Below are 25,507 nucleotides of genomic sequence, written 5' to 3'. Positions count from 1 at the left end.
AAAATAGCATAATGAAAAAGATAATTATAATAACAATCGGTTTGATAAGTATCCTATTTGCATCTTCATGTGATGATGAGCTTGCACAAACTAACCCAAACGCACTGACAACAGAGCAATTTTGGAAAACAGAAAGTGATGCTCAGGCAGGAGTAAACGCAATTTATGCCATGTTTTATAAAGATGGATTATGGGCAAGATGGATTTATTTTCGTCTGGATTTAACTTCTGATGAAGGATATAGCGTAAGTCCGTGGACAGAATTAGCGGATTGGACAAGATTCAATTATGTCAATTATAATTTTTGGGAAGGACAGGTTGTAACATGGAGAGATACCTACAAAGCCATTTTTAGATGTAATCAGGTATTGGCTAATGTTCCAAATATTGCTTTTCAGAACGAAGATGATAAAAAGAAAATTCTGGCTCAGGCTAAGTTTTTAAGAGCCTTACACTATTATTATGCTGCCGTTTTGTGGGAAGATATTCCAATCGTTTTAACACCTTCTACGCCATCAGATTTACCGGCACAGAAAAATGTAACTGAAGTCTGGGCTCAGGTAGAAAAAGATTTAAACGAGGCTTTCGCCGATTTACCACCTTCATGGGGGGCAGACCAAACAGGAAGACCTGACAAAGGTGCTGCAAAAGCCTTTTTAGCAAAAGTTTACATGCAGCAGCGTAAATGGGCTGAAGCAAAAACAGCTCTGGAATATTTAATTACAGGACCAGGTGCCAGATATAGTTTAGTTTCCAATTACAGAGACAATTTTACTGATGTCAGCGAAAATAACAGTGAATCTGTATTTGAAATTCAGTTTGGAGATAACAGGCTGGGAGGTACTGACGAAAGCCAAAGTGCTGCTGTTTCCAGCAACCGTGCACAGTTTTTTGCTCCAAGAAGTATTGGGTGGTCAGACGGACAGGCTCGTTTATGGTTAGTAAATGCTTTTAAACAGGAACCAAATAAAGCCGGTACTCTTGATATTCGTTTAAGATGGACATTATATTATCCTGAATTATTAGCTGATTTCGGAGATAAAACATATGGTAAAAACTGGGAGTGGGGCAATGAAGCCTGGTTCAGAAAAGGAAGCAGGGATTATTACCGAAATAATGAAGATTATTACAGCCAGGTAAACTACCGATTAATTCGATATGCTGATATCCTGTTACGTTACGCAGAAGTTTTAAACGAAACCGGAAATACTGCCGATGCTTATCAGTATGTTGACATGGTGAGAGCACGTGTAAATCTAAACACATTGGCTGTTGCGCATCCTGAGATTGGAAATGATCATGATAAATTTTTAGAGCGCTTAAAAATGGAAAGAGCTCTGGAATTAGCAGGCGAAAGTGTTCGCTGGGAAGATTTAAAACGTTGGGGAGATTTAAATTCACAGGCTTCTGTTGATAAAATCGCATTGCGTGACCCTGACTTTAATAATTTCGTAGTAGGTAAACACCACAGATTACCTATCCCACAAGTTGAAGATGAGAACAATCCAAATTTAAATCAGCACCCGGAATATTAAACTAATTTTTAGGGGAATCAGATCACTCAAATCGGATTCCCTTATCATAAAGAACGATTGTTCAAAAAATAACAAAATTTATAATGAGAAAAGTAAAATTGTACCTAACAATCCTGTTAGCAGGATCTGTATTGCTTAGTTGTAAAGACAATAAAAGCACAAGTGAACAGAATAAAGAAACAGCTGTAACTGAAAAAAGAGAAATCTGGAGCAAGGAGCAGGCTACTAAATGGTACGCAGAACAGCCATGGCTGGTGGGTGCCAATTATTATCCAAGCACTGCCATAAATCAGTTGGAAATGTGGCAGGAAGACACTTTTGATCCTAAAAGAATCGATCAGGAACTAGGCTGGGCAGAAGGAATCGGAATGAATGTAATGCGTGTATACCTGCATGATTTATTGCATAAGCAGGATGCAGAAGGGCTTTATAAACGGATGAATACTTTTTTGGAAATTGCAGACAAACATCATATCAAAACATTATTCGTTTTGTTTGATTCCTGCTGGGATCCGTTTCCTGCATTAGGAAAACAGCGTGCCCCGCAGCCTCATAAACACAATTCTGGCTGGGTGCAAAGTCCGGGACAAAAGGTTTTGCAGGATTCTACACAATATCCACGCTTAGAAAAATATGTAAAAGGAACAATTTCAAAATTCAGGGATGACAAAAGAATTTTAGGATGGGACCTTTGGAATGAACCAGATAATATGACAGGACCATCTTACGAGAAAGTTGAAATTAAAAACAAACCCGAATTGGTTTTAGCGCTCTTAAAAGATGTATTTGTGTGGGCAAGAGAAAGCAATCCTTCACAGCCTTTGACTTCGGGAGTCTGGTTAGGCGACTGGAGCGACGAAGCTAAAATGCTCCCAATGCATAAAATGCAGTTGGAGCAGTCAGATTTTGTTTCTTTCCATAATTACAATAAACCGGAGGATTTCGAAAAAGTAATCAAACAATTGCAGCGTTACGGTAAACCAATGATTTGTACAGAATATATGGCAAGACCAAACGGAAGCACTTTTGAAGGTTTTCTCCCAATTGCTAAAAAGTACAATGTTGGAATGATTAACTGGGGATTTGTCGATGGAAAATCACAAACAAAATATGCCTGGGACAGCTGGACCAAAACATATGATGCAGCTCCAAAATTATGGTTTCACGAAGTGTTTCAAAACGACGGAACACCATACATAAAAGCAGAAACGGATTTGATTACAAAAATGACTTCAGAAGTGAATAAGAAGAATTAGAGAATTAGATAATGTGTCAATTTGATAATTAGAAAATTAGTCAATTAACATACCTTAAAAATTATCTCATTATCAAATTGACTAATTGTCACATTAAAAAAGCTTATGAAAAAAGTAAAACAATTATTTTTTCTGATGACAATTCTGGCTGGATTTTCAGTAAATGCACAGCAGCCGGATCCGCCCGGGCAAGTTAAGGGCAGCGAAAAACCTAAAAACGAGGCGTATCTTTTTGCTCATATGACTCATAATGATTACGGAAGATTGTATTATTCTGTAAGCCTTGACGGGCTTCATTGGGATAATTTAAACAACGGAAAAAGAGTATTTGAAGAATATAAAGGACACCCTGATATCTGCAAAGGCCCCGACGGAAAATATTACATAGCCGGTAATACAGGAGATGATGCAAAAAGTATCAATATTTGGGTTTCGGAGGATTTAATAAAATGGAAAAGACATTCGGACTATACGCCTGACTTAAAAAGTACACCGGATTATTCAAATGCGTTACAGCGAATTGGTGCTCCAAAATTGTATTATGATAACGATTCCGGCAAATTTATTATGACCTGGCATACGCCACATCTTGACGGAACAAAGGAAGATCCGGAACGTTATTGGGCAAGCCAGAGAACATTGTATGTTTTATCCAAAGATTTAAAAACTTTCGAAGGAACACCCAAACGTTTATTTGATTGGGATATGGGAACTATTGATGTTTTTATCCGTAAAATCGGCGATTCCTACTACGCCGTAATCAAGGATGAAACCTATCCAACTTTGTACTGGACAACCGGAAAAACCATCCGAATTGCAAAATCTAAATCACTTTTAGGTCCTTATTCTTTGCCCCAACAATCGATAAGTCCCAATTTTCGAGAAGCTCCTATGCTGATTCCTTCTCCGGATGACAAAATTTGGTACATGTATTACGAACAATATCCCGGAGTTTCTTACGGTTTATCAATCGCAGATAATCTAAACGGACCCTGGTATCAGGCTTCAGGATATACTTTTTTTGCTGACTGGGACAAATACAGTTTTCCGGAAAAAGTACGTCATGGCTGCATGATTTCAATCTCGGGAAAAGAATATGATAGTCTGGTGAAAAAATTTGGCCTGACCAAAACAGAATCAAATCAAAAAAACAAATGAAAAATATAAATAACGTATTACTGTTGCTTTTGTGCATTCCGTTATTTTCCTGTAGCAGCGATGGAAATGACACGAATAATCAGGAACCTGTTGAGGAGCAGATTGCATCAAAACCAGCAACTGAAGGAATCAGGATAGCCTGGGATTACGCATCCATGACTCAAATTTCAGATAAAAACAATTCTGATTATAACGGTTACGGAAGACTGATTCAGTTAAACGACAAAAAATTAATCTGTACTTATGAATCCGGAGGAGCTATTTTAGTAAAAATCAGTAATGATTTGGGAAAAACATGGAGTGATGCGGTAAAGGCAGTTTCAGGAACCGCTGCCGTAAATATGACTACTCCGGATATTGTGCTGTTACAGGATAATTCTATTTTGATTTGTTACAATCCAAGACCAATCGCAGGCAGTGGTGAAAAGTTTTCTATTAATACAGTTAAAAGTGTTGACGGGGGATTAACCTGGAGTGATAATAAAAAAGTATACGAAGCGGATTCTGATTTTGGAAATGGCTGTTGGGAACCCTCAGCATTGCAGCTTCCAGGTGGAGAAATTCAATTGTTTTTTTCAAATGAAAATGTTTACAGAAATTCTGACGAGCAAAATATCTCGCTGCTCCGTTCTTCAGATAACGGTGCTACATGGTCTGCGGCTCCTGAAATTGTGAGTTTCAGATCTGGGAAGAGAGACGGTATGCCATCACCTTTATTGCTTAAAAACCAGAATGAAATTGTGTTTTCAATAGAAGACAATGGCGTTAATAATCAGTTTAAGCCTTATATCATTCGAAATACAATTGCCGAAAACTGGAAACAAATTGTTGATGGAAGCAGCAGCAACAGAAACTATGCATTGACAGAAGAATTAAACAATGCAGTTTATGCCGGCGCTCCTTATTTGGTACAATTGAGTACAGGTGAAGTTTTAATGTCGTATCAGGGAACAGAAAACAGAGCGACAAATGATATTAATAATGCTGAAATGAAAATCGTTATTGGTAATAATCAGGCAAGAAATTTCAACAGAAAATCAGTTCCGTTTTTAATTTCAAGTGGAAAATCAGCATTATGGAACAGCATTACTGTTTTAGATGATGATACGGTTGTGGCCTTAACTACCACAAATCAGTTTGGAAATGCCTCTCAGGTATGGATGATAAAGGGACATGTTGTGCCCGAAATTAATGCCGAAAATGAAACCGTAACTATTGACGGGCAAACCAATGAAGTAATATGGCAAAAAAAACTTCCGGTTTTTATTGGTCAGACAGGAGCGACTCAGTTACAAGCCAATTTTAGCTATGATGCCTCGTTTTTGTATGTTCTTGCAAAAGTAAAAGACAGCCAGATTACAAATGTAAATGCGATATCAGAAAGTGACGGTTTTAATTTGTATTTAGATCCAAAAAACAAAAACCTGATTGCTCCCGGAAAATCTATTTTTAAACTGGAATTAGGACAAACGGCACTTTTTTCGATGTCTGAAGGTGAAAACAGTAAATGGAAAAAATTGCAAAATCCGCAGGGAGTTGTAATCAATGTTGCTAAAACAGCTAATGGTTATCAGGTAGAGACTAAAATTCCCTGGACGTTATTGGGTGGAATGCCAGCCAAACAAGCCAGAATAGGTTATAATATAGAATTGCGTGAAAGGGGATTCGCAAATTATACAGAAAACATCTCTAACAATATAAACGGTCAGCCTTACACATGGTCGACTTTAAAATTGAATAATTAAGAGAATAAAAAAATGTGAAATAAAATTCACATGATTAATTGGTTAGTTAAGTTTAGTTTTAATTGCCAGGCTATGTGGAAATGGCCTGGTAATTATTTGTTTAAAATCATAAATGCGCACTAATGAAAGATAAAATAATAGTATTCATTTTCCTTTTTCTAGGATTGATAGCCAATGCTCAGTCAAAATCTGCCGAAACCTTCTCTAATCCGATTCTGCCTTCCGGTGCTGATCCATATAGTACATATTATAACGGGTATTATTACTATACAAATACATTACAGAACAGACTTGTTTTATGGAAAACTAAAAATTTAGCTAATCTTAAAAATGCAGAAAGCAAAGTGATATGGCAGGCACCAAAAGGAACTGATTATTCAGCTGATATCTGGGCTCCGGAATTTCATATAATCGACGGCAAGTGGTATGCCTATTTTGCTGCAGACAACGGTGATAATAATACACACAGAATGTATGTTTTAGAAAATAAATCTTCAGATCCGTTTAAAGGAAAATGGGAATTTAAAGGTAAAATAGCAGCAAAAACAGATAAATGGGCAATTGACGGAAATGTTTTTAAGCATAAAAATCAGCTGTATATGATTTGGGCTGGCTGGGAAGGCGATACCAACGGGCAGCAGAATATTTACATTGCAAAAATGAAAAATCCGCTTGAAATAGAAGGGGACAGGGTTTTGATATCTTCACCAAATTACGACTGGGAAACACACGGAAAGCTAAATGACCCTAATAACCCGCCTCAGGTAAACGTAAATGAAGGCCCGCAATTTTTGGCTAACGGAAATAAAATTTTTATCGTGTTTTCTGCCAGCGGCTGTTGGACAGATTATTACGCTTTAGGATTGCTGACTTTTAGGGGAACGGATAATTTACTGGATGCTTCGGCGTGGAAAAAATCAGATGAGCCGATATTTAAGCAATCAGATAAAAATAAAGTGTATGCTCCAGGACATAATTCTTTTTTTAAATCCCCTGACGGAAAAGAAGACTGGATTTTATATCATGCCAATTCGAATCCGGGTGAAGGCTGCGGTAATAAAAGATCTCCGCGAATGCAGAAAATCAACTGGGATGCTAACGGTTTTCCTATTTTTGGCGAGCCTGTTAGTGAAGAAAGTATTTTGGCTGTTCCATCCAAATAAAAATCATCTTAAAAATATATAAATGAGAAACATTCGAATCGCTGCAGTAGCAATGCTGGCACTTTTTCAATTTAATTGTAAAGAAAACAAGAAAGAAAATGCCTCTGTAAAAGATACTTCTGAAATTCTAACAGATTCTATCCAAACGGTTTTAGAAGCTAAAAATTTTGATACAATAATTGATGGTAAAAAAGTCCAATTATACTGGATGGAGAATAAAGGTATAAAAGCCGCATTTACCAATTATGGAGGAAGATTAATCGGACTTTGGGTTTCCGATAAAAACGGAAAACAAACTGATGTTGTAGTCGGAATGAACAGTGCTAAAGGTTTTAAAACCGCTACTGAACCTTATTTCGGAGCCACAATCGGAAGAGTGGGTAACCGAATTGCAAAAGGAAAATTTACTTTGGAAGGAAAAGAATACCAAATTCCGATAAACAATGGCAAAAATGCTTTGCACGGCGGTGTAAAAGGTTTTCAGGATGTAGTTTGGGATGTAAAAAAAACGAATGAAAACACATTGGTTTTTAGTTATATTTCTCGAGACGGAGAACAAGGTTTTCCAGGAAATTTAGCTATAAAAGTGACCTATACCATTACAGATGACTCAGCTATTAAGATGGAATATGAAGCAACGACTGATAAAACCACAATTGTCAATTTGACGAATCATGCATTTTTTAACCTGAACGGAGAAGGAAGCGGTTCAATCCTGAATCATGAATTACAAATTTATGCCGATCAGTTTACGCCTGTTGACGAAGGGTTAATTCCATCCGGAGAATTAAAACCGGTAAAAAATACTCCTTTTGATTTTACGTCTAAACATACTATTGGTGAGCGAATTGAAACAAAAGAGGAGCAGTTAAAATTTGGAAAAGGATACGATCATAATTATGTATTGAATGGTACTAAGAAAAAGGGACTAAACCATGCTGCCACCATTTCAGCTGACAAATCCGGAATAATTCTGGATATTTACACACAGGAACCCGGGTTACAGTTTTACAGCGGGAACTTTATGCAGAGTAAAAATACTTTTAAATCCGGTGCAAAAGACGATTTTAGAACAGCTTTCGCCTTAGAAACACAGCATTTTCCGGATGCTCCAAATCAGCCAAAATTTGCCTCAATAGTAGTAAAACCGGGAGAAAAATACCATACTGTTTCGTACTACCAGTTCTCTGTCAAGTAATATAGTATTAGTACTAATTTAAAAATGGTATTTCTAATAACAATTAAAAACCTATTATAAAATGAAAAATGTATTTGTATCATTGAGTTTGTTTTGCATCTTCGTTTGCTGTTCTCAGGATAAGGATGAGACAAAAGCCCCTGTTATAACAGTACCAAAAAATATTTTTGTAGCCGATCCGACTATTTTTTATAACGATGGGACTTATTATTTATATGGAACCACAACGGGAAATATAGCCAACGGTGATGGATTCTTAGTATATACTTCCTCAGATCTGCAAAAGTGGAGCGAGCCGAAAGGAGCACAGAACGGACTGGCTTTAAAAAAAGGCGATTCTTATGGAGACAAAGGATTCTGGGCACCTCAGATTTTGAAGTATAACAACAAGTTTTACATGATTTATACGGCTAATGAAAATATTGCCATTGCAAGCAGTGACAGTCCTCTTGGGCCTTTTAAAAACGAATCTAAAAAGCCGGTATTTGAAACCGGAAATCAAATCGATCCTTTTATTTTTATTGATGAAGATGGAAAAAAATACTTGTATTTTGTAAGGCTGACTAATGGAAACCGCATTTTTGCTGCTGAACTGAATGATGACCTTCAAAGTATAAAACCAGAAACTTTAAAGGAATGTATTTCAGGAACATTACCATGGGAAAATACTCAAAATACAAATTGGCCGGTAACGGAAGGTCCGACTGTAGTGAAACATGGTGGTTTATATTATATGATTTACTCGACCAATGATTTCAGAAATCCGGATTATGCTGTTGGATATGCAACAAGTCAAAGTCCTTTTGGTCCGTGGGAAAAATCAAGTAATAGTCCGATAATCAGTAAGAAAAACGCAGGTTTCAATGGTGTTGGACATGGAGATGTTTTTTGGGATAAAGCCAATGTAATGCATTATGTATTGCATACGCATTTTAGTGAGACTGAAGTTTCACCCAGAAAAGCTGCGATAATTGACATGGAATTTACAGGCAAAGAGTTAAAAGCAACTTCTAATAGTTTCAGATTTTTGAAAAATTAAAAAAAAAGGTGTTCAGTTATTGAACACTTTTTTTGCTTTAAAATTAAAGAAAAAGGAACTAATAAATTATATATTACTCATCCAGCTCTGCCCTGGAAGCAATAAGTCTGAAAAGCGGTTCAAATTTTTCAATCTGTAATTCCAGATCTTCATGTGCTTCTTCCGGTCCAATGCTTCCCTGCAGACAGTACAATTTCTGATTCTGAACAAGCATAAATTGCAGCATTCGTACCTTCATGGAGTCTTTGTGATATTGTAATGATTCTTCGACTTCTATCATAAGTGCAGGAAGTCCATCAATTGTTACGGCTTCAGAGCGGAAAAGTTTGGTATTGGGAGGCAGTATGGATGCAATTGATTTTTCAGTCAGCTTGATACCTTGCAGCTCTTCAGGTAAATCATATACCACAATCAGTATTTTTTCATTGCCATTCCCATAGTAACTGGTAAATTGCTGAATTGTTTGAGGCATTTCAGCTTCTTCAGCAAGCCAGCTTTTTGGTATCGGGATTGTCAAAGAAGTTTCTTCTGCTTTAGGATGATTTTCGGTAGTAAAAAAATCAACATGGCCATCGGTAATTTCCTGATGTGGTGCGTCATGATATTTAAACGACAAAATCCCTTTTGACAGCATTTCATTATTAATATTATTAGATCGCTCCTGAACTTTTAAAAGGAAGTCGTGAGCATATTTCTCTTTCTCAATTTGATTTGGAAATTGGTGATGTAAAAGAGAATCAAGGTAATTCTGTAATGAGTTATATTGTTTGTGGTTAAGTTCTTCTTTCAAAAATTGTTTAAGATTCTTCTCAGCTCTGCCGAAAACGGTTTTTAAATTTTTTTCTGCAACAGTAACATTAGGTTTAAGCTGTGGAAACTGGACTGCAATTTTTTGAAGAGCTGTGTTCTGTCCCTTAAGAAAAGCGTATGTCTCAATAGCAAATGAAACTTTGGAATTATAATTGAAAGCTTGTGAAAAAGAAAGCACAGGAGAAATTACACAATATAAAAATAAAATTCGTTTCATTTTTTATACAAATTAGGAGCTTTACCAAAATTTGTTAAATAGTAACAATTGATTTTTACATAGTTTGACAGAAGTGTTGTATAATTTCCATCACCGGTCGAAAACATTTGACAACACTATTGCGTGTCTAGACCATGTTTAATTAAATGCCAATTCTTATCAGTTGTATAAAACATTAGTTTTTACAATGAATTACGTTCAATATATAGAAAAGGATTTTTAAAATTATCTTTTGTTTTGGTAAGTATGGCTTCTGCAGCTTTTTGTCCCATTGTTATAAAATCGCTGCTTAATACCGTAATATCCAACAAAACTTTTAGCGGAGTATCATTGTAAGATATAATTCCGATATCATCTCCTATTTTAAGTTTTTTTTCTTTGGTTTGCTGTACCAGATTTACGAGGTCATTATCTTCGATAATAATATAGGCATCTTTTGATGTAAATTCCAGACTGGCAGGTATTTGTTCCATAATCCTAAATTCAAATTGATGATCGGAACAAAATTCTAAAAATCCTTCTAAAAGTCCCGCAGGGTAAGGAAAAACCGCTTTTGTAGGATATACTAAAATTATTTTTTCATATTTTTTTAATTTTCCAGCTCCTTCATTAAGGGCGTTAATGACATCTAATTTAAAATCCTGATAAATCACAGGGAAACTTCCTGAAATTTCAGCATGGGAATTATCTAACAGAACCAATTTATCTTTCGGGATAGAATTAATAGCCTTAATTGTTATTGGTGTATGATTGATATGGCTTTGGTTAACGTCTCTGAAGTGAGGCATGATGACAAAATAATTGTAATTATTTATATTTTTCTTTATAGCATTAATAAAAAGCTGTTCATCACAATAATACAGGTACATATCAACCTGGCCTTTTTCTCCCAACGCACTCACAAATGAATTATAAATTTCCATTTTATAAGTACATGGCTTATTTATAAGAAAAAACACATTAATATTAGAATCAAGATCTTTAGATTCTACAAAATTGCCAAGTCCCGTAACCGAATAAATTAAACTGCGATCCCGTAATTCCTTAAATGCCTTTTCGGCTGTATCACGTGACACAGCGTTTTTGTTGCTTATAGTCCTTATCGAGGGAAGACGTTCACCAATAACAAATTTCCCTTCAAAAATATCATCTGCAATACTGTTTGCGATCTGGATATATTTAGGGATACTTGAATTTATTTCTAAATTAATTGTGGCATTCTCTCTTTCTGCTTTCATTTGTTATTAATCTATTTGCCGAATATAATCATTTTTTAAACATTAGTGTAAAAAATACAATTATAATTTTACATATTATTTAAAGTAATAAAAAATATAGTCAGATATAATAATCGCAACAATTCATTCAAGATAAAGTTTGCTAAAAAATCCTGCTAATAATGAATTGTCGATTCTAATTTGTATGGACGGAATAAAAGCTTAATTTTACCTTTTATTTATATATCTTAATGCTTGTCACAGAAAAATAATCCTTCCTAATTATTTTGACAGGTTTTTGTTCTAAAAGATAGTTTCTAAATTCGTTTCATTACATAAACTCATAATTTCATGTATCAATTTGTAAAATATACTTTGATGTTTTTTTTAGCATCATTAAGTTTAGTTTCCTGCACACAAAAACAGGGAAATAAAATAAAAGTCGGATTTTCTCAGGCCATGACTACAGACGACTGGCGAAAACAAATGAACAGTTCGATAAAAATTGAAGCTTCATTACGCCCTGAAGTCGATTTGTATATTAGTGATGCCAATAACAACATTCAAAAGCAGATAGAAGATATTGAAAAATTTATATCCAATAGAGTAGATGTTATTATCGTTTCACCTATTCAGTCAAAACCCCTGACTGCTGTTGTAGAAAAATCAATAAAAGCAGGAATTCCGGTTCTTGTGGTAGACCGAAAAATTGAAGGAGAAAATTATACGGCTTATCTTGGGGCTGATAATATTGAAATCGGAAGAATTGCCGCCAGGTATATCATTTCACATAGTAAAGGATCTGGTAAAATTGTTGAAATTACAGGAGCAAGCGGTTCATCACCGGCTTACGAACGCAGTTTGGGATTTGTTCAGGTAGTCAACGAAAATAAACGTTTCAAAATCGAAAACACTATTCATGGCAACTGGGAAGGTGAATCTGTTAAGGCTTCTCTAAAATCAATTTTGGGACAAAATAAGGATATCGAATATATTTTTTCCCACAACGATCGCATGGCTTTAAGCGCATGGGAAACTGCTAAAACATTAGGTTTAGAAAAAAAGATTAAATTTTTGGGAGTTGACGGGCTTAATACGGTTAGCGGTGGTATTGAGTTGGTAAAAAATGACATTTTAGATGGTACAATCTTGTATCCCACCGGAGGAAATGAAGCATTGAAACTGGCTTTGAAAATTTACAATAAAGAACCTTTTGCCAAAAATAATATTCTCAATACAATTGTAATCGACAGGAATAATGCCGAGATCATCGAAAATCAGATGGATAAAGTAGATCAGCAGCAAGCTGTTATTGAATCCCAGCAAGGTGCTATAAATGTTCAGGAAAAAGAATATGCTTCGCAAAATAATCTGGTAAGACTGTTGAGTTTTTTCTTAGTAATTATTCTGAGTCTGACTATTTACAGTATTTATTCGACGATTTCAATTTCAAGAAAGAAAAAGCAGCTCGAAAAAATTAACCAGACCGTAATTCATCAGAATAATGAAATTCAGGAAATGGCTAAAATTGCCGATAGGAGCAACGAAGCAAAATTGAATTTCTTTACTGGCCTTTCACATGAATTTAAAACCCCCATAACATTGATTATGAGTTATGTGGAGTCGTTGATAGAAAATGATAAGATTAAAGGAACTGTACTTATTGATGAAGTAAAACTGATTCATAAAAATTCGAACAGGCTGTTGCGATTAATAAATCAGCTCTTGGATTTTAGAAAAATTGAAGAGCAAAAATTTACCTTAAGAGCTATAAACACTAAAGTTTACGATTTTACAAATGAAGTCATGACCAACTTTAAAGGTGAAGCGTCGCGCCGGAATATAGATTTTCAGCTTATTTGCAAAAATAAAAACCTGGAACTGTTTATGGATAGAAGCCTGATGGACAAAGTGTATTTCAATTTGCTGTCTAATGCTTTTAAATTTACTCCGGATAACGGAAAAATAGTCATTTCCATTACAGAGAATCAGGACAATTCGGTTAAAATTAGCTTTAAGGATTCTGGAATAGGAATACCGGAAAATGAGTTGTCCAATGTGTTTAGCCCCTTTTTTAAAGCGTCGAACAATAACAAAAACAGCTCCGGAATCGGGCTTCATCTGTCAAAAGAGTTTGTGCTTTTACATCATGGAAATATTGAACTTAAATCGAAACAGGGAAGCGAATTTGTAATTACTTTATTGAAAGGAAGCAGTCATCTGGAGCCATCAGAAATTATAAATGCAGCGGAAAATCTAAACAGGATTCCAAATCTGATAACGGATTATCTTGAAGAAGATACTGAATTCAAAGAGGCTGTCTTAACTTCTGAATCGGAGAAACATACTCTTTTAGTGATTGAAGACAACACAGATCTGGTTGCTTTTTTAAAATCTAAATTATCAGGTGAGTATGTAGTGCATACTTCTGATGGAAGCGATGCTTTTGAAAAAGCTATGGAAATTGTACCGGACATTATAATCTGCGACATTAATTTAGTAGATAAAGATGGCTACGAAATTAGTAAAGATCTTAAGAAGGATTTACGGACTTCTCATATTCCGATTATTATATTAACGGCTCAAAGTAATAAGGAATCTGTTTTAAAAGGATTGCAGAGCGGAGTTGATCAGTATCTTACCAAGCCTTTTAGCCTTGCGATTTTAAAACAATCTATTTTAAGCCTGCTTTTTAACAGAGAAAAATTACGTTATTATTATACCAACAATATTTACCGTGTAGAACCTGAATCGAAATTTGGTAACCCCGAACAGTCGTTTATTACTAAAATGAATGACCTGATCAATAAAAATGTTGAAAACCCTAAATTTTCAGTAGAAGATTTGGCAGACAAGCTTGGTGTTTCAAGGGTTCAGCTGTACCGAAAAGTAAAAGCAATCATTGGAATCAATATCAGCGATCATATTAATAATGTCAAACTGGAGAAAGCTGCAGAGCTTTTAAAGTCAAATGAAATGAATATTTCTGAAATTGCATACGCTCTTGGATTTACTTCTCCAAACTATTTTTCTACAGCTTTTAAGAATAAATTTGGAATATCACCTAAGGAATACAAATCCTCAAATTAAAGTTGGTTTAAAATTGATGCAAATCAGGTATCAATTTTAAACCTAATGTAACAAAATCGAAACTACACGGTTTTCGTAAATAAAATAAAAATTAGTCAAAGTACTGTAAATAAAAGCTTTACGGGTTAATTGTCAAACTATCAATATTTATATAATTAAATTGTAACATCATTAAAAATAAGTTGATTTTATTGCAGATATCTTAGCGATAAGTTTTTAATACATGTACAATGAATAAGATATTGATTTGGTCTGTTACTGCTGCACTGGCAGGTTTTCTATTCGGTTTTGATACCGTAGTTATTTCTGGAGCTGATAAACAATTGCAGCTTCTCTGGCATTCATCTGATGCTTTTCATGGATCTGTTGTGATGGCAATGGCACTTTGGGGAACTGTAGTTGGTGCTATTTTTGGAGGAATCCCAACCAATAAATTAGGTCGTAAAAAGACGTTATTCTGGATTGGAATTTTATACTTCATTTCTGCAGTTGGTGCTGCGTACGCAAACAATCCTTTTGTTTTTGCAGCTTTCAGATTTTTAGGTGGTTTAGGGGTTGGCGCTTCTACTATTGCTGCCCCGGCTTATGTATCTGAAATTGCCCCTGCTGATAAAAGAGGTCGTTTAGTAGCTTTGTACCAGTTTAATATTGTATTGGGAATTTTAATTGCCTTTATTTCAAATTACTTTTTAAAAGATATTGGAGAAAATGCCTGGCGTTGGATGGTAGGGGTTCAGGCTTTTCCATCACTTATCTATATTCTCTTTATACTGACAATTCCGGAAAGTCCAAGATGGTTACTATCAAAAAATCGTGATGAAGAAGCCCGTAAAGTGCTGTTTCAAATTGATCCGACTGCCAACCTCACCGATATTATGGACGATTCCAGGGAAAACGGCGTTACCCGACATGAAAATATTTTCATGAAAAAATACCGTTTCCCATTAATGCTGGCTTTTTTAATTGCATTTTTCAATCAGTTTTCGGGAATAAATGCTTTTTTATATTATGCACCAAGAATTTTTGAAGAAGCAGGTTTAGGACAAAATACAGCTTTATTAAGCAGTATCGGAATCGGAATTACTAATCTTATATTTACTTTAATCGGTGTAGCATTAATCGACAAATTAGGAAGAAAGTTGTTAATGTACATTGGTTCTGTTGGATATATTATTTCCTTAGGATTGGTCTCTGCTTCGTTTTATTTCAATTGGGGAGGATTATCAGTACCTATTTTCCTTTTCTTATTTATTGCGTCGCACGCCATTGGTCAGGGAGCGGTTATCTGGGTTTTCATCTCAGAGATTTTTCCAAATCACATTCGTGCCTCGGGTCAGGCTTTTGGAAGTTCAGTGCATTGGGTTTTGGCAGCGATAATTCCGTCTTTAATTCCGATGTTATTTTCAGAAATCGGACCTGAAGTTGTATTCTTAATTTTTACACTTATGATGGTGCTGCAATTACTGTTTGTCATTTTTATGATGCCGGAAACCAAAGGAATTTCTTTAGAAGCATTAAGTGAAAATCTAACTAAAAAAAATATCAAAAACCATGAAATCAATGAAACATCTACCGCTGGCATTCTGTAGTGCTGTTCTATTTTCAATATCGGGCTGTAAACCATTTTCAGCTGCTGCACAAAATACTCAGACTTCGGTTGTAAATACAGCTGAAGAAAAAATGTACCGTCCTAATTTTCATTTTACACCAAAAAAAGGTTGGATGAATGACCCGAATGGAATGTTCTATGCTAACGGAAATTATCATTTATTCTATCAGTATTATCCTGATGGAAATAAATGGGGGCCAATGCATTGGGGACATGCGATAAGCAAAGATTTAATTAAATGGGAAGAACAGCCTATTGCTATTTATCCAGACCGTGACAAATATATTTTTTCAGGAAGTGCTGCTGTCGACGTGAACAATACTTCGGGATTGGGTACAGGAAAAACAGCTCCAATTGTGGCGATTTATACGTTGCATGATATGACAAAGGAAAAAGAAAACAAGATTGATGTAGAACAGCAGGATATTGCGTATTCGAATGACAACGGTTTTACATGGCAGAAATTTGAGGAAGGAAATCCTGTCATCAAAAACCCTGGAATTCGTGATTTCCGTGATCCAAAAATGACCTGGGATGAAACGCATAAACAATGGATAATGGTTTTGGCAGCTCAGGATCGATCCCAATTTTACAAATCGAAAGATCTTAAAAACTGGGAATATTTATCGGATTTTGGAAAAAATATCGGTGCTCACGGAGGTGTTTGGGAATGTCCGGATTTCTTTGAAATAAAAGTAAAAGGAACTAACGAAACCAAATGGGTTTTAATTCAGAGTTTAAATCCGGGTGGAGCAAACGGTGGTTCCGGAACGCAATATTTTATTGGGGATTTTGATGGAAAAACCTTTACACAGGACAATAATTTTGCTCAAAAAGTAGAAAAAGAAAAAGCCGTTTGGATTGATTACGGAAAAGATAACTATGCAGGCGTAACCTGGAATAATGTTCCGAGCGCAGACGGGCGAAGATTATTTATTGGATGGATGTCCAATTGGGATTATGCGCAAGATGTACCAACTAATACATGGAGAAGCGCGACGACAATTGCACGTGAAATAGAGCTAGTTAAAAAAGGAAATGATTATAATCTCATCAGTAATCCAGTAAAGGAAATAAATAAATATGTTTCTAAAACTATTAAAGGAAAAAACCTTAAAGGAAAAGGAAAACTTTCGATTCCGGAAGCAGAAAAAGTAGATTTAACTAAGGCAATTATCAGTTTTAATGTGAAGAACTTAAAAGAGGACACGTACACTTTTATACTTTCAAATCCATCAGGAGAATCTTTGACTTTTGGTATTAACAATACAGAAAATCATTTGTTTTTGGATCGTTCTAAATCCGGAAAAACTGATTTTTCAGAAAAATTTGCTTCAAAGATTAGCAAAGCAGCCTTGGAAGGAAGCCAAAAAGAAGGTGCTTTTAAAATCATCCTAGACAAAACATCTATTGAAATATTTTATAACAATGGCGAAAGAGTATTGACAGAAATCTTTTTTTCTAATCAGCCATTTACTTCTCTTTCAGTTTCTTCAAATGAAGGAATTGAGATGAGCAATATCGTATTAAACCAATTAAATATTAACTAAACTAACTTAAACCAAACCACAAACTATGAAAAGTAAAATGATTTATTTTCTATTTTTCTTCTTCCCGGTGCTGCTGATGACAGCACAGGAAGGCGGAATTAAAGGAACGGTTTTTTCGTCCAGTGACGGAATGCCGCTTCCGGGAGCAGGTGTACTTATTTCAGGTACAAACACGAGCACAACAACAGATTTTGACGGAAATTTTACTTTCCAAAACATAGCGCCTGATGCGACAATTATTGTTTCTTTTATCGGTTATGCACCTGAGTCGGTTTCCGTAAAAGGACAAAAAACGCTCAATATCACTTTAAGAGTGGATAACAATCAGCTGAACGAGGTGGTTGTAACAGGATATTCCAAACAAAAGAAAACCGACATTACCGGTGCCGTTGCAGTTGTAAACATGAAAGAAGTCATGAAACAGCCGGAACCTAACCCAATTAAAGCATTGCAGGGAAGAATCGCAGGGGTAAAGGTTTCATCTGACGGTTCTCCGAGCGGAGGAAATACGAAAGTCGTAATTCGTGGTGTCGGAACTTTAAACAATACAGACCCTCTTTATGTTATTGACGGAATGCCTACGAAATCAGGAATGCATGAATTGAATCCGAATGACATCGAAACGATTCAGGTTTTAAAAGATGCATCCTCTGCCAGTATTTATGGATCAAGAGCCTCAAACGGAGTGATCATTATTACAACCAAAAAAGGAAAAGCAGGCAAAATGCGAATTAACTTCAGCACCTATGCTTCTATTTCTGACTACTCAAGAAAATTAGATGTGATGAATGCCAATCAGTTTGGTCAGGCTTTATGGCAGGCCAATATTAACGACGGATTAAATCCAAACAATAATAACCTGCGTTACCAATTTGACTGGTCAGTAAATAATAATAAACCTCAATTAAACAGGGTTTTAGTTCCCGAATATCTAGACGCTGATCAGACTCTGAAAGCTTCAAATACAGACTGGTACGATGCCATTTCGCAAACCGGAGTAGCCAATTCGTATGACCTGTCGGTGTCGAATGCGTCAGACAAAGGAAATTACGTTTTTTCATTGGGTTATTATGGAAATGAAGGTGTTGTAAAAACAACTGATTTCGAAAGAATTTCAGCCAGAATGAATAGTTCGTATAAATATTTTGATGGCAAATTGGTCATTGGTGAAAATTTCAGTCTCAATCGTACCAAAGAGGTTACAGATCCTGGTGTTCTGGATCCCGCACTTCGTGCATTGCCAATAATTCCGGTTCGTACAGTAGACGGAATTGGATGGGGAGGACCTGTAGGAGGAATGAATGACAGACAAAATCCGGCACGTCTTTTAGAATACAATAAAGATAATAATTACGATTATCTGCGTCTTTTCGGAAATGTATATGCTGATTTAGAAATCATCAAAAATCTGCACATCAAAACAAGTTTTGGTATGGACTACGGATTTTACAAAAAACGCACTTTACAGAGAAGTTATAAATCAGGTTATCTTGAAAATGACCAGAATTCGGTAACCATCGATCAGTCACAAAGTGATAAATGGACCTGGACTAATACTGCTATTTACAACCTGAATTTAGGAAAAAGCAATTTAACCCTAATGGGAGGAACAGAGATGTATAAAGATGTTTTTGATACCAATACCCTGCGTAAAAATGACTTTTTGATCGAAACACCGGATTATATGTATCCGGATGCAGGAACGGGTGAATCTTTTACGAGTGGGACTTCAACAGTTTATTCGCTTCTCTCTTATTTCGGAAAAGCAGATTATGAGTTTGGTAACAGATATTTACTTTCGGCTACAATTCGTCGTGACGGATCTTCACGTTTCGGAAAAAACAACCAATTCGGAACCTTTCCAGCTGTTTCTGCAGGATGGAGAATCAGCAACGAAAATTTCATTAAAAACAATGCTCCGGTATTTTCAGATTTAAAACTAAGGGCAGGATGGGGACAAACAGGAAACCAGGAAATCAGTAATACGGCAGTTTACAGTCTTTATCTGGCCAGTTATGCAGGCGGAAGCCCTACGTGGGCAACGTCTTTTGGGACAGCCTATGATATTGCAGGAAACGGAAACGGATTGCTTCCTTCCGGATTTATTGCTACACAGTCAGGCAATGACGATTTAAAATGGGAAACAACCACGCAGACCAACATTGGTTTAGACTTTGGTTTATTCAAACAAAAACTAAGCGGTTCAATTGATTATTATATCAAAAAAACAGAAGACATTTTGGTATTGCCACCTTACCTGGGAGTGATTGGAGAAGGAGGAAACCGTTGGGTAAACGGAGCATCGATGGAAAATGAGGGTTGGGAATTTACGCTGGGTTACAGTGATGAAACTTCATTTGGATTGAAATATGAAATTTCAGGAAATATTTCAGCCAATAAAAATAAGATTACCGAATTGCCTGATGAAGTGAAAAATAATTACGGAGGAGACGGATTAGAGGATAATATTTTAGGTCGCCCGATCAATTCAATGTATGGATATGTGGCTGATGGATTGTTCAGAAGTCAGGATGAAGTAGATAACTCGGCCATTCAGGAAGGAAAAGGCCTTGGAAGAATTCGCTATCAGGATTTAAACGGCGACGGAACTATTACAGATAAAGATCGTACGTGGATTGGAAATCCAAATCCGGGATTATTGTACGGAATCAACCTGAATCTGGCTTACAAAAACTTTGATTTTACCACTTTTTGGGAAGGAGCTTCAGATGTCGATGTGATTAACAATACCAAATATCAGACAGATTTCTGGAGTGTGGATGATGTTGGGTCAAACAAAGGAACACGCTTGCTGAATGCCTGGTCTTTAGACAATCCAAATTCTACTATTCCGGCTTTAACTACTGTCGATAGAAATGCAGAGTCAAGATTTTCAACCTATTATGTAGAAAACGGAAGTTACTTGAAACTTAGGGTTTTGCAGTTGGGCTACAGTCTGCCAAAAGAGTTCCTGAAAAAAATAAATTTTGACAGTTTCCGCCTGTATATCAGCGGACAGAATTTATTGATTATTGATGCCAAAAATTTCACAGGTATCGATCCTGAAAATGCTGGATTTGGATACCCTCAGCCAACGACATTTACGGCAGGTCTAAATTTTACTTTATAAAAGATTTAATCGAAAAACATGAAATCGCCATGAATCAAAATCATAAAAAGTAATGAAGAATGGCGATTCCATATTCCAATGAAAGACAAATATTATTTACATATGAAAAAGATACTATATATAGCAGGATTTTTAGTGATGGGGATTTTTGCTTCCTGTTCGGATTTTCTTGAAAATGATCCTCGTGGCGTATTGTCAGAAGATGATATTGTGACACCGCAATCAATAGAAGGATTTATGAATGCAGCTTATGCCCAATTAGGCAACGATCATTACGACTCTCCGTACAGCTTGTGGCCATTTGGGAACGTACGTTCTGATGATGCTTATAAAGGCGGAAGCGGAACAAATGATATTCAGGATTTTCACTTTTTTGAAGTGTCTAATAATATCCGACCTGATTTTGGAGAATTAGATAGTTTTTGGTACATCAGCTACGTAGGCGTTTCCAGAGCCAATAAAGCTTTGAAAGCTTTAGAACAAATTTCGGAAGCCGATTATCCGCTGAAAAAAACACGAATAGCCGAAATGCGTTTTTTAAGAGGCCATTTCTACTTTATGCTAAAAATTATGTTTAGGGATGTTCCTTATATCACAGAGGATGTTCCTGTAGAACAATATAAAACAATTTCGAATAAGGTTTTTTCCAACGAAGAACTTTGGAACAAAATTGCAGAAGATTTTCAGGCTGCAGCCGATGTTTTACCGGAAACACAGCCACAGGTAGGACGTGCCACCCAAAAAGCCGCCTATGCTTATTTAGCCAAAACACGTTTGTATCAGGCATACACGCAGGATGATAAATTCAACGTTACCGGAATCAACCAACAGCACTTGCAGGAAGTAATTACTGCGACAGATAAAGTGATCGGAAAAGCAAATTTAGAACCTGATTTTGCGAATAACTTTTTACCGGGATCTTTTGAAAACGGAACAGAATCCATCTTCTCGATTCAGTTTTCAGATAATGACGGAACTTTATACGGCAGACTGAATTTTTCAGATGTGCTGTCTACACCACAAGGTTTAGGATGCTGTGATTTTCATAAACCAAGTCAAAACTTAGTGAATGCTTTTAAAACAGGGACTAATGGTTTACCTGAATTTGACACCTATAATGATCAGGATTTTGATTATAAAAACATCAATGCTACAACCGTAGATCCCCGCTTGTACCATACCGTTGCCATGCCGGGACTGCCATACAAATATGATCCTGAGTTTTTATATGTTGAAGCATGGGTGAGATCTCCGGGAACATACGGTTATTTTGCCTCATTAAAAGAAAATGTTGCCCCAAACTGCAGTTGTGTAGTGAATATTGATCCGTTTTATGGAAATTCAAAAAACAGAATACAAATTCGTTATGCGGATGTAATCCTGATGCGCGCAGAAGCTTTAATTGAACTGGGAAGACATACAGAAGCTTTGCCGCTTATTAATCAAATCAGGGAAAGAGCTGCTCAAAGTACCGGAAGACTTCCGTATGTAAACAACTTCAAAATCGAAAAATATGTTGACGGGAGCAATTGCAACTGGACTCAGGATTTTGCCCGTAAAGCCTTGCGCTGGGAACGCCGTTTAGAATTGGCTATGGAAGGAAGCCGTTTCTTTGATTTGGTAAGATGGGGAGTGACAGATGAAGTAATGAATGCATTTTATACGAAAGAAAAAACAAAACGTAATTACTATCAGGATGCCTTTTTTGATGCCAATAAAGAAGAGTATTGCCCAATTCCGCTGAAGCAAATTAATTTCAGTCAGGGATTATACAAACAAAATCCGGGTTATTAATTTATTTAAGATAGCAATATGAAAAAACATATAAATAAATATTGGGGAAAAGTATCTCTGCTGTTAGCAATACTTTTTATAATTACAGCTTGTGAAAATGGTTTTGAAAGCGGAGGTTTTGATGTCGATTCCCCTTCAAATGTAACTTCTTTTAAAATAAACGGTGTTGCAGGAGAAATTGATCAGAAAACAGGAAATATTAAGGTTACGATGCCTTACGGATCAGATATCACTGCAGTTAAACCAGAAGTTGTTTTTGAAGAAGGAGCAAGTTCTAAAGCGGATTTAACAACAGCAATTAATTTTACAAATCCTGTAAAATTCAGGGTCACAAACGGAAATCTATATAAAGATTATACCGTGACAACTGTGGTATTGAGTCCTGTTAAAAGTTTTAAAATTAATGGCGTTGCTGCAACCATCAATGATGTGAGTAAAACCATTACAATGACACTACCTGAAAATACTGATTTAACGGCTTTGAAACCGGTTATTGAATTGACCGAAGGAGTTAGTATTTCGCCAACTTCCGGAGCGACTATAGATTTTACAAATGCTGTAACTTTTACAATAACTTCAAACGGAAAAAGTGTAAATTATACTGCGAATGTAGGTGTTCCTGTAACAGGTTTAGTTGTAGCTTTTTTAGGGACAGCAGCAACAAGAGGGGAGTTAACGAATATGGATGAAATAACTGCAGCCAATTGGTTCTTTTCAACTTTTAACGGAGCAAAATATATTTCCTTTGGCAGTATTGAAAACGGTGCTGATTTAAGCGATGTTGATGTGATTTGGTGGCATTTTGATTCGGCCGCTAATTTACCGGCAATTGCCTACAAGCCTGCAGTTACTACAGCTTTAAAGAATTTTAGATCTAACGGAGGCAATTTACTTTTGACGTCTTTTGCTTCACAATATGTTGATGCATTAGGAATTGTACCATCAGGAAAAGGCCCGAATAACGTTTTTGGAGATTTTGCTCCAAACGGATTTGTAGACAACAATTCATGGGGAATGTCATTTGTTGGACACGAGAACCATCCAGTTTTTGAAGGATTGGTCACTTTTGAAGCCGGAAAAGCCAATTTACTGCAAAGCGGAACTTTTAGACAGAATCATACCGCATGGTGGTTCTTACCGGAATGGGGCGGTTATGGAAATGGTGAAGGCTGGAGAAACCAAAGCGGTGGAACCAATTTAGCCAGTGAAGCCTGGGACAATAACCTTGACGGAAGAGTGACAATTGCAGAGTTTCCTAACTCATCTGCTAATAAAAATGTAATTGTAATTTCAATGGGAGCTTACGATTGGTATAATGAAACCAACAGCAGTGGTGTTCCGAGTCAGGCAAATGAATTTATCAATAATATCAAGTTTTTGACTCAAAACAGTATCAATTATCTGGCTAAAAAATAACCTAAGAACGCAACAAAAATGAAATATAAAAATATAATAACGATAGCCGCCATTTTCTTGTCACTTGTTTCATGCAGTTCTGACGAGACATATATTGGTGGTTCTATTTCAGGAGGTAATTCTGAGATAACCAGTGTGTTTCCTATGCCGCCTGCACAATGGATGGGAGCAAACGATCCGTATTACAGTGCTGGTTATACTGGTGATATAATGCCGTTTTTTGATAATGGCAAGTTCCATATTTATTTTCTGCATGATGCACAAAATAAACCGGCCGGAAAAGGATTTCACGATATTCATGAATTTTTAAGTACCGATTTAGCACATTTTACATACGAAGGCCAAACGATTCCGTATGGACAAACTACTGATTCCGATTTTGCTGTTGGTACAGGATCAGTTGTAAAAGTGGGGAATCTTTACTACTTTTATTATACCGGACACAATGGTTTACCGGCATTTTTGCAGTCTAACGCAAGAGAAAGTGTATTGTGCGCTACAAGCCCGGATTTGAAAAACTGGACCAAAATTTCTTCGTTTAAAATTACAGCGCCTGCAGGTTATTATAATTATGATTTCAGAGATCCGCATGTATTTTATAATGAAGATCTGAAAAAGTATTCAATGCTCGTTAGTACACAGACTGATCCCGGAAGAAAAGCGGTTTTACTGCATTTTACAAGTGCTGATCCGGCTTCGGGAAAATGGGATGTTCAAACGCCGCTTTATACCACAACTCCTCAGGAGAATTATTTAATGATGGAGTGTGCCGACATATTTAAAATGGGAAATTACTGGTATTTGATGTTTTCTGAAAACTGGAGTGGCAATACAGGAACACATTATAAAATGGCAACATCTCTTAATGGTCCCTGGACAACGCCACAAAACGATATGATTGATGGAGAATATTTTTATGCAGGAAAAACAGCTTCTGATGGAAACAAAAGATATGTTTTTGGATGGAATGCCAGAAAAACTCCTGAAAACGATCTTGGTAATAAAGATTGGGCAGGAAATATGGTTATTCATGAACTGATTCAGAATACAGATGGAACTTTAGGGACACAGTCGCCAAAAGCTGTCATAGATTTGTTTTCTAAGAAAAGCATTACTGCTGAGGTTGAGGTAACTTTAGGAAATACGACAGTGAACAATGAAAGTTATGCTTTACAGGGCACTGCAGAAAAAGCAATGGTGACTTTTAAACCGATAGGAAAAAAAGCCAGAATAAAAGCAGAAGTTACTTTGGCAAATAATTCCGGTACGGCAGGATTTGCTTTTCATACCAATGATACCGGAGTTTATTACAAAATAGTTTTTGACATTGCTCAGGGAAAAATTAAAGGATTTAATTCGGCTTCTCAGGAAGTGACAAGAATATCGTATCCATTTCAAACCGGTGTTAAATATGATGTTGAAATAATCGCAGAAGGAAGTGTTGTTGTACTTTATATCAACGGAAAAGCAGCGCTGACCAATCGTATTTACGGACGTGACAAAAATAAATGGGGATTAGTATCTGAAGGACAGAATGCAATAATTACAAATCTTCAGGTAACACAACCCGAATAACATTA

The 25,507-nt window shown here is 36.1% G+C and carries 16 protein-coding genes; 14 read left to right on the top strand and 2 right to left on the bottom strand.

Annotated features, from left to right (window positions below; all coding sequences use genetic code 11):
• Nucleotides 1–11: 11 nt before the first annotated feature.
• The 7 genes from DMB68_RS07190 (at nt 12) to DMB68_RS07160 (ending at nt 9,094) form a co-directional block, all read left to right on the top strand.
• On the top strand, nt 12–1,535 hold the full coding sequence (locus DMB68_RS07190; protein ID WP_110345929.1) for a RagB/SusD family nutrient uptake outer membrane protein: 1,524 nt from the start codon (nt 12–14) through the stop codon (nt 1,533–1,535).
• 83 nt (nt 1,536–1,618) lie between these two features.
• Nucleotides 1,619–2,791, top strand: coding sequence for a glycoside hydrolase 5 family protein (locus tag DMB68_RS07185; RefSeq protein ID WP_110345928.1), 1,173 nt, complete (start codon nt 1,619–1,621; stop codon nt 2,789–2,791).
• Between the two features lie 105 nt (nt 2,792–2,896).
• Nucleotides 2,897–3,949, top strand: a complete 1,053-nt coding sequence (locus DMB68_RS07180) for a glycoside hydrolase family 43 protein (protein WP_110345927.1) — start codon at nt 2,897–2,899, stop codon at nt 3,947–3,949.
• Complete coding sequence (locus DMB68_RS07175; RefSeq protein ID WP_110345926.1) at nt 3,946–5,694, top strand: sugar-binding protein; 1,749 nt, start codon at nt 3,946–3,948, stop codon at nt 5,692–5,694. The genes DMB68_RS07180 and DMB68_RS07175 overlap by 4 nt, the downstream gene beginning before the upstream one ends.
• Before the next feature lie 122 nt (nt 5,695–5,816).
• Nucleotides 5,817–6,857 carry a glycoside hydrolase family 43 protein gene (locus DMB68_RS07170; RefSeq protein WP_110345925.1) on the top strand — a complete coding sequence of 347 codons (1,041 nt, stop codon included), beginning with the start codon at nt 5,817–5,819 and terminating at the stop codon, nt 6,855–6,857.
• Between the two features lie 22 nt (nt 6,858–6,879).
• A complete protein-coding gene (locus tag DMB68_RS07165; protein ID WP_110345924.1) occupies nt 6,880–8,055 on the top strand; it encodes an aldose epimerase family protein in 1,176 nt (391 codons plus the stop codon).
• 61 nt (nt 8,056–8,116) lie between these two features.
• Nucleotides 8,117–9,094 carry a glycoside hydrolase family 43 protein gene (locus DMB68_RS07160; RefSeq protein ID WP_110345923.1) on the top strand — a complete coding sequence of 326 codons (978 nt, stop codon included), beginning with the start codon at nt 8,117–8,119 and terminating at the stop codon, nt 9,092–9,094.
• Nucleotides 9,095–9,167: 73 nt separating this feature from the next.
• On the opposite strand, the gene DMB68_RS07155 is transcribed toward DMB68_RS07160, so the two are convergent.
• Nucleotides 9,168–10,121 (bottom strand): hypothetical protein, encoded by a 954-nt coding sequence (locus DMB68_RS07155; RefSeq protein WP_110345922.1) that lies wholly within the window; start codon nt 10,119–10,121, stop codon nt 9,168–9,170.
• 182 nt (nt 10,122–10,303) lie between these two features.
• Complete coding sequence (locus DMB68_RS07150) at nt 10,304–11,359, bottom strand: GntR family transcriptional regulator (RefSeq protein WP_110345921.1); 1,056 nt, start codon at nt 11,357–11,359, stop codon at nt 10,304–10,306.
• Nucleotides 11,360–11,689: 330 nt separating this feature from the next.
• Here DMB68_RS07150 and DMB68_RS07145 point away from each other — a divergent pair, with 330 nt between their 5' ends.
• The 7 genes from DMB68_RS07145 to DMB68_RS07115 all read left to right on the top strand — a co-directional run bounded on the left by DMB68_RS07145 (nt 11,690) and on the right by DMB68_RS07115 (nt 25,502).
• Complete coding sequence (locus tag DMB68_RS07145; RefSeq protein ID WP_110345920.1) at nt 11,690–14,428, top strand: substrate-binding domain-containing protein; 2,739 nt, start codon at nt 11,690–11,692, stop codon at nt 14,426–14,428.
• 230 nt (nt 14,429–14,658) lie between these two features.
• Complete coding sequence (locus DMB68_RS07140) at nt 14,659–16,017, top strand: sugar porter family MFS transporter (protein WP_110345919.1); 1,359 nt, start codon at nt 14,659–14,661, stop codon at nt 16,015–16,017.
• Nucleotides 15,989–17,587, top strand: coding sequence for a glycoside hydrolase family 32 protein (locus tag DMB68_RS07135; RefSeq protein ID WP_231131603.1), 1,599 nt, complete (start codon nt 15,989–15,991; stop codon nt 17,585–17,587). Before DMB68_RS07140 ends, DMB68_RS07135 begins: the two co-directional genes overlap by 29 nt.
• 25 nt (nt 17,588–17,612) lie before the next feature.
• Nucleotides 17,613–20,717: a SusC/RagA family TonB-linked outer membrane protein gene (locus tag DMB68_RS07130; protein WP_231131601.1), complete on the top strand. Its 3,105-nt coding sequence runs from the start codon at nt 17,613–17,615 to the stop codon at nt 20,715–20,717.
• A gap of 102 nt (nt 20,718–20,819) precedes the next feature.
• Nucleotides 20,820–22,511, top strand: a complete 1,692-nt coding sequence (locus tag DMB68_RS07125) for a RagB/SusD family nutrient uptake outer membrane protein (protein ID WP_110345917.1) — start codon at nt 20,820–20,822, stop codon at nt 22,509–22,511.
• A gap of 18 nt (nt 22,512–22,529) precedes the next feature.
• The gene (locus DMB68_RS07120) at nt 22,530–23,927 is read left to right on the top strand and encodes a DUF4960 domain-containing protein (RefSeq protein ID WP_110345916.1); all 1,398 of its coding nucleotides are present in this window, start codon (nt 22,530–22,532) and stop codon (nt 23,925–23,927) included.
• A gap of 18 nt (nt 23,928–23,945) precedes the next feature.
• Nucleotides 23,946–25,502: a glycoside hydrolase family 32 protein gene (locus tag DMB68_RS07115; protein WP_110345915.1), complete on the top strand. Its 1,557-nt coding sequence runs from the start codon at nt 23,946–23,948 to the stop codon at nt 25,500–25,502.
• The last annotated feature ends 5 nt before the right edge of the window (nt 25,503–25,507 follow it).

The sequence above is a fragment of the Flavobacterium hydrophilum genome (assembly GCF_003202405.1).
In the GTDB taxonomy this organism is placed as follows: Bacteria; Bacteroidota; Bacteroidia; order Flavobacteriales; family Flavobacteriaceae; genus Flavobacterium; species Flavobacterium hydrophilum.
This window is presented reverse-complemented; position numbering and strand designations above follow the sequence as displayed.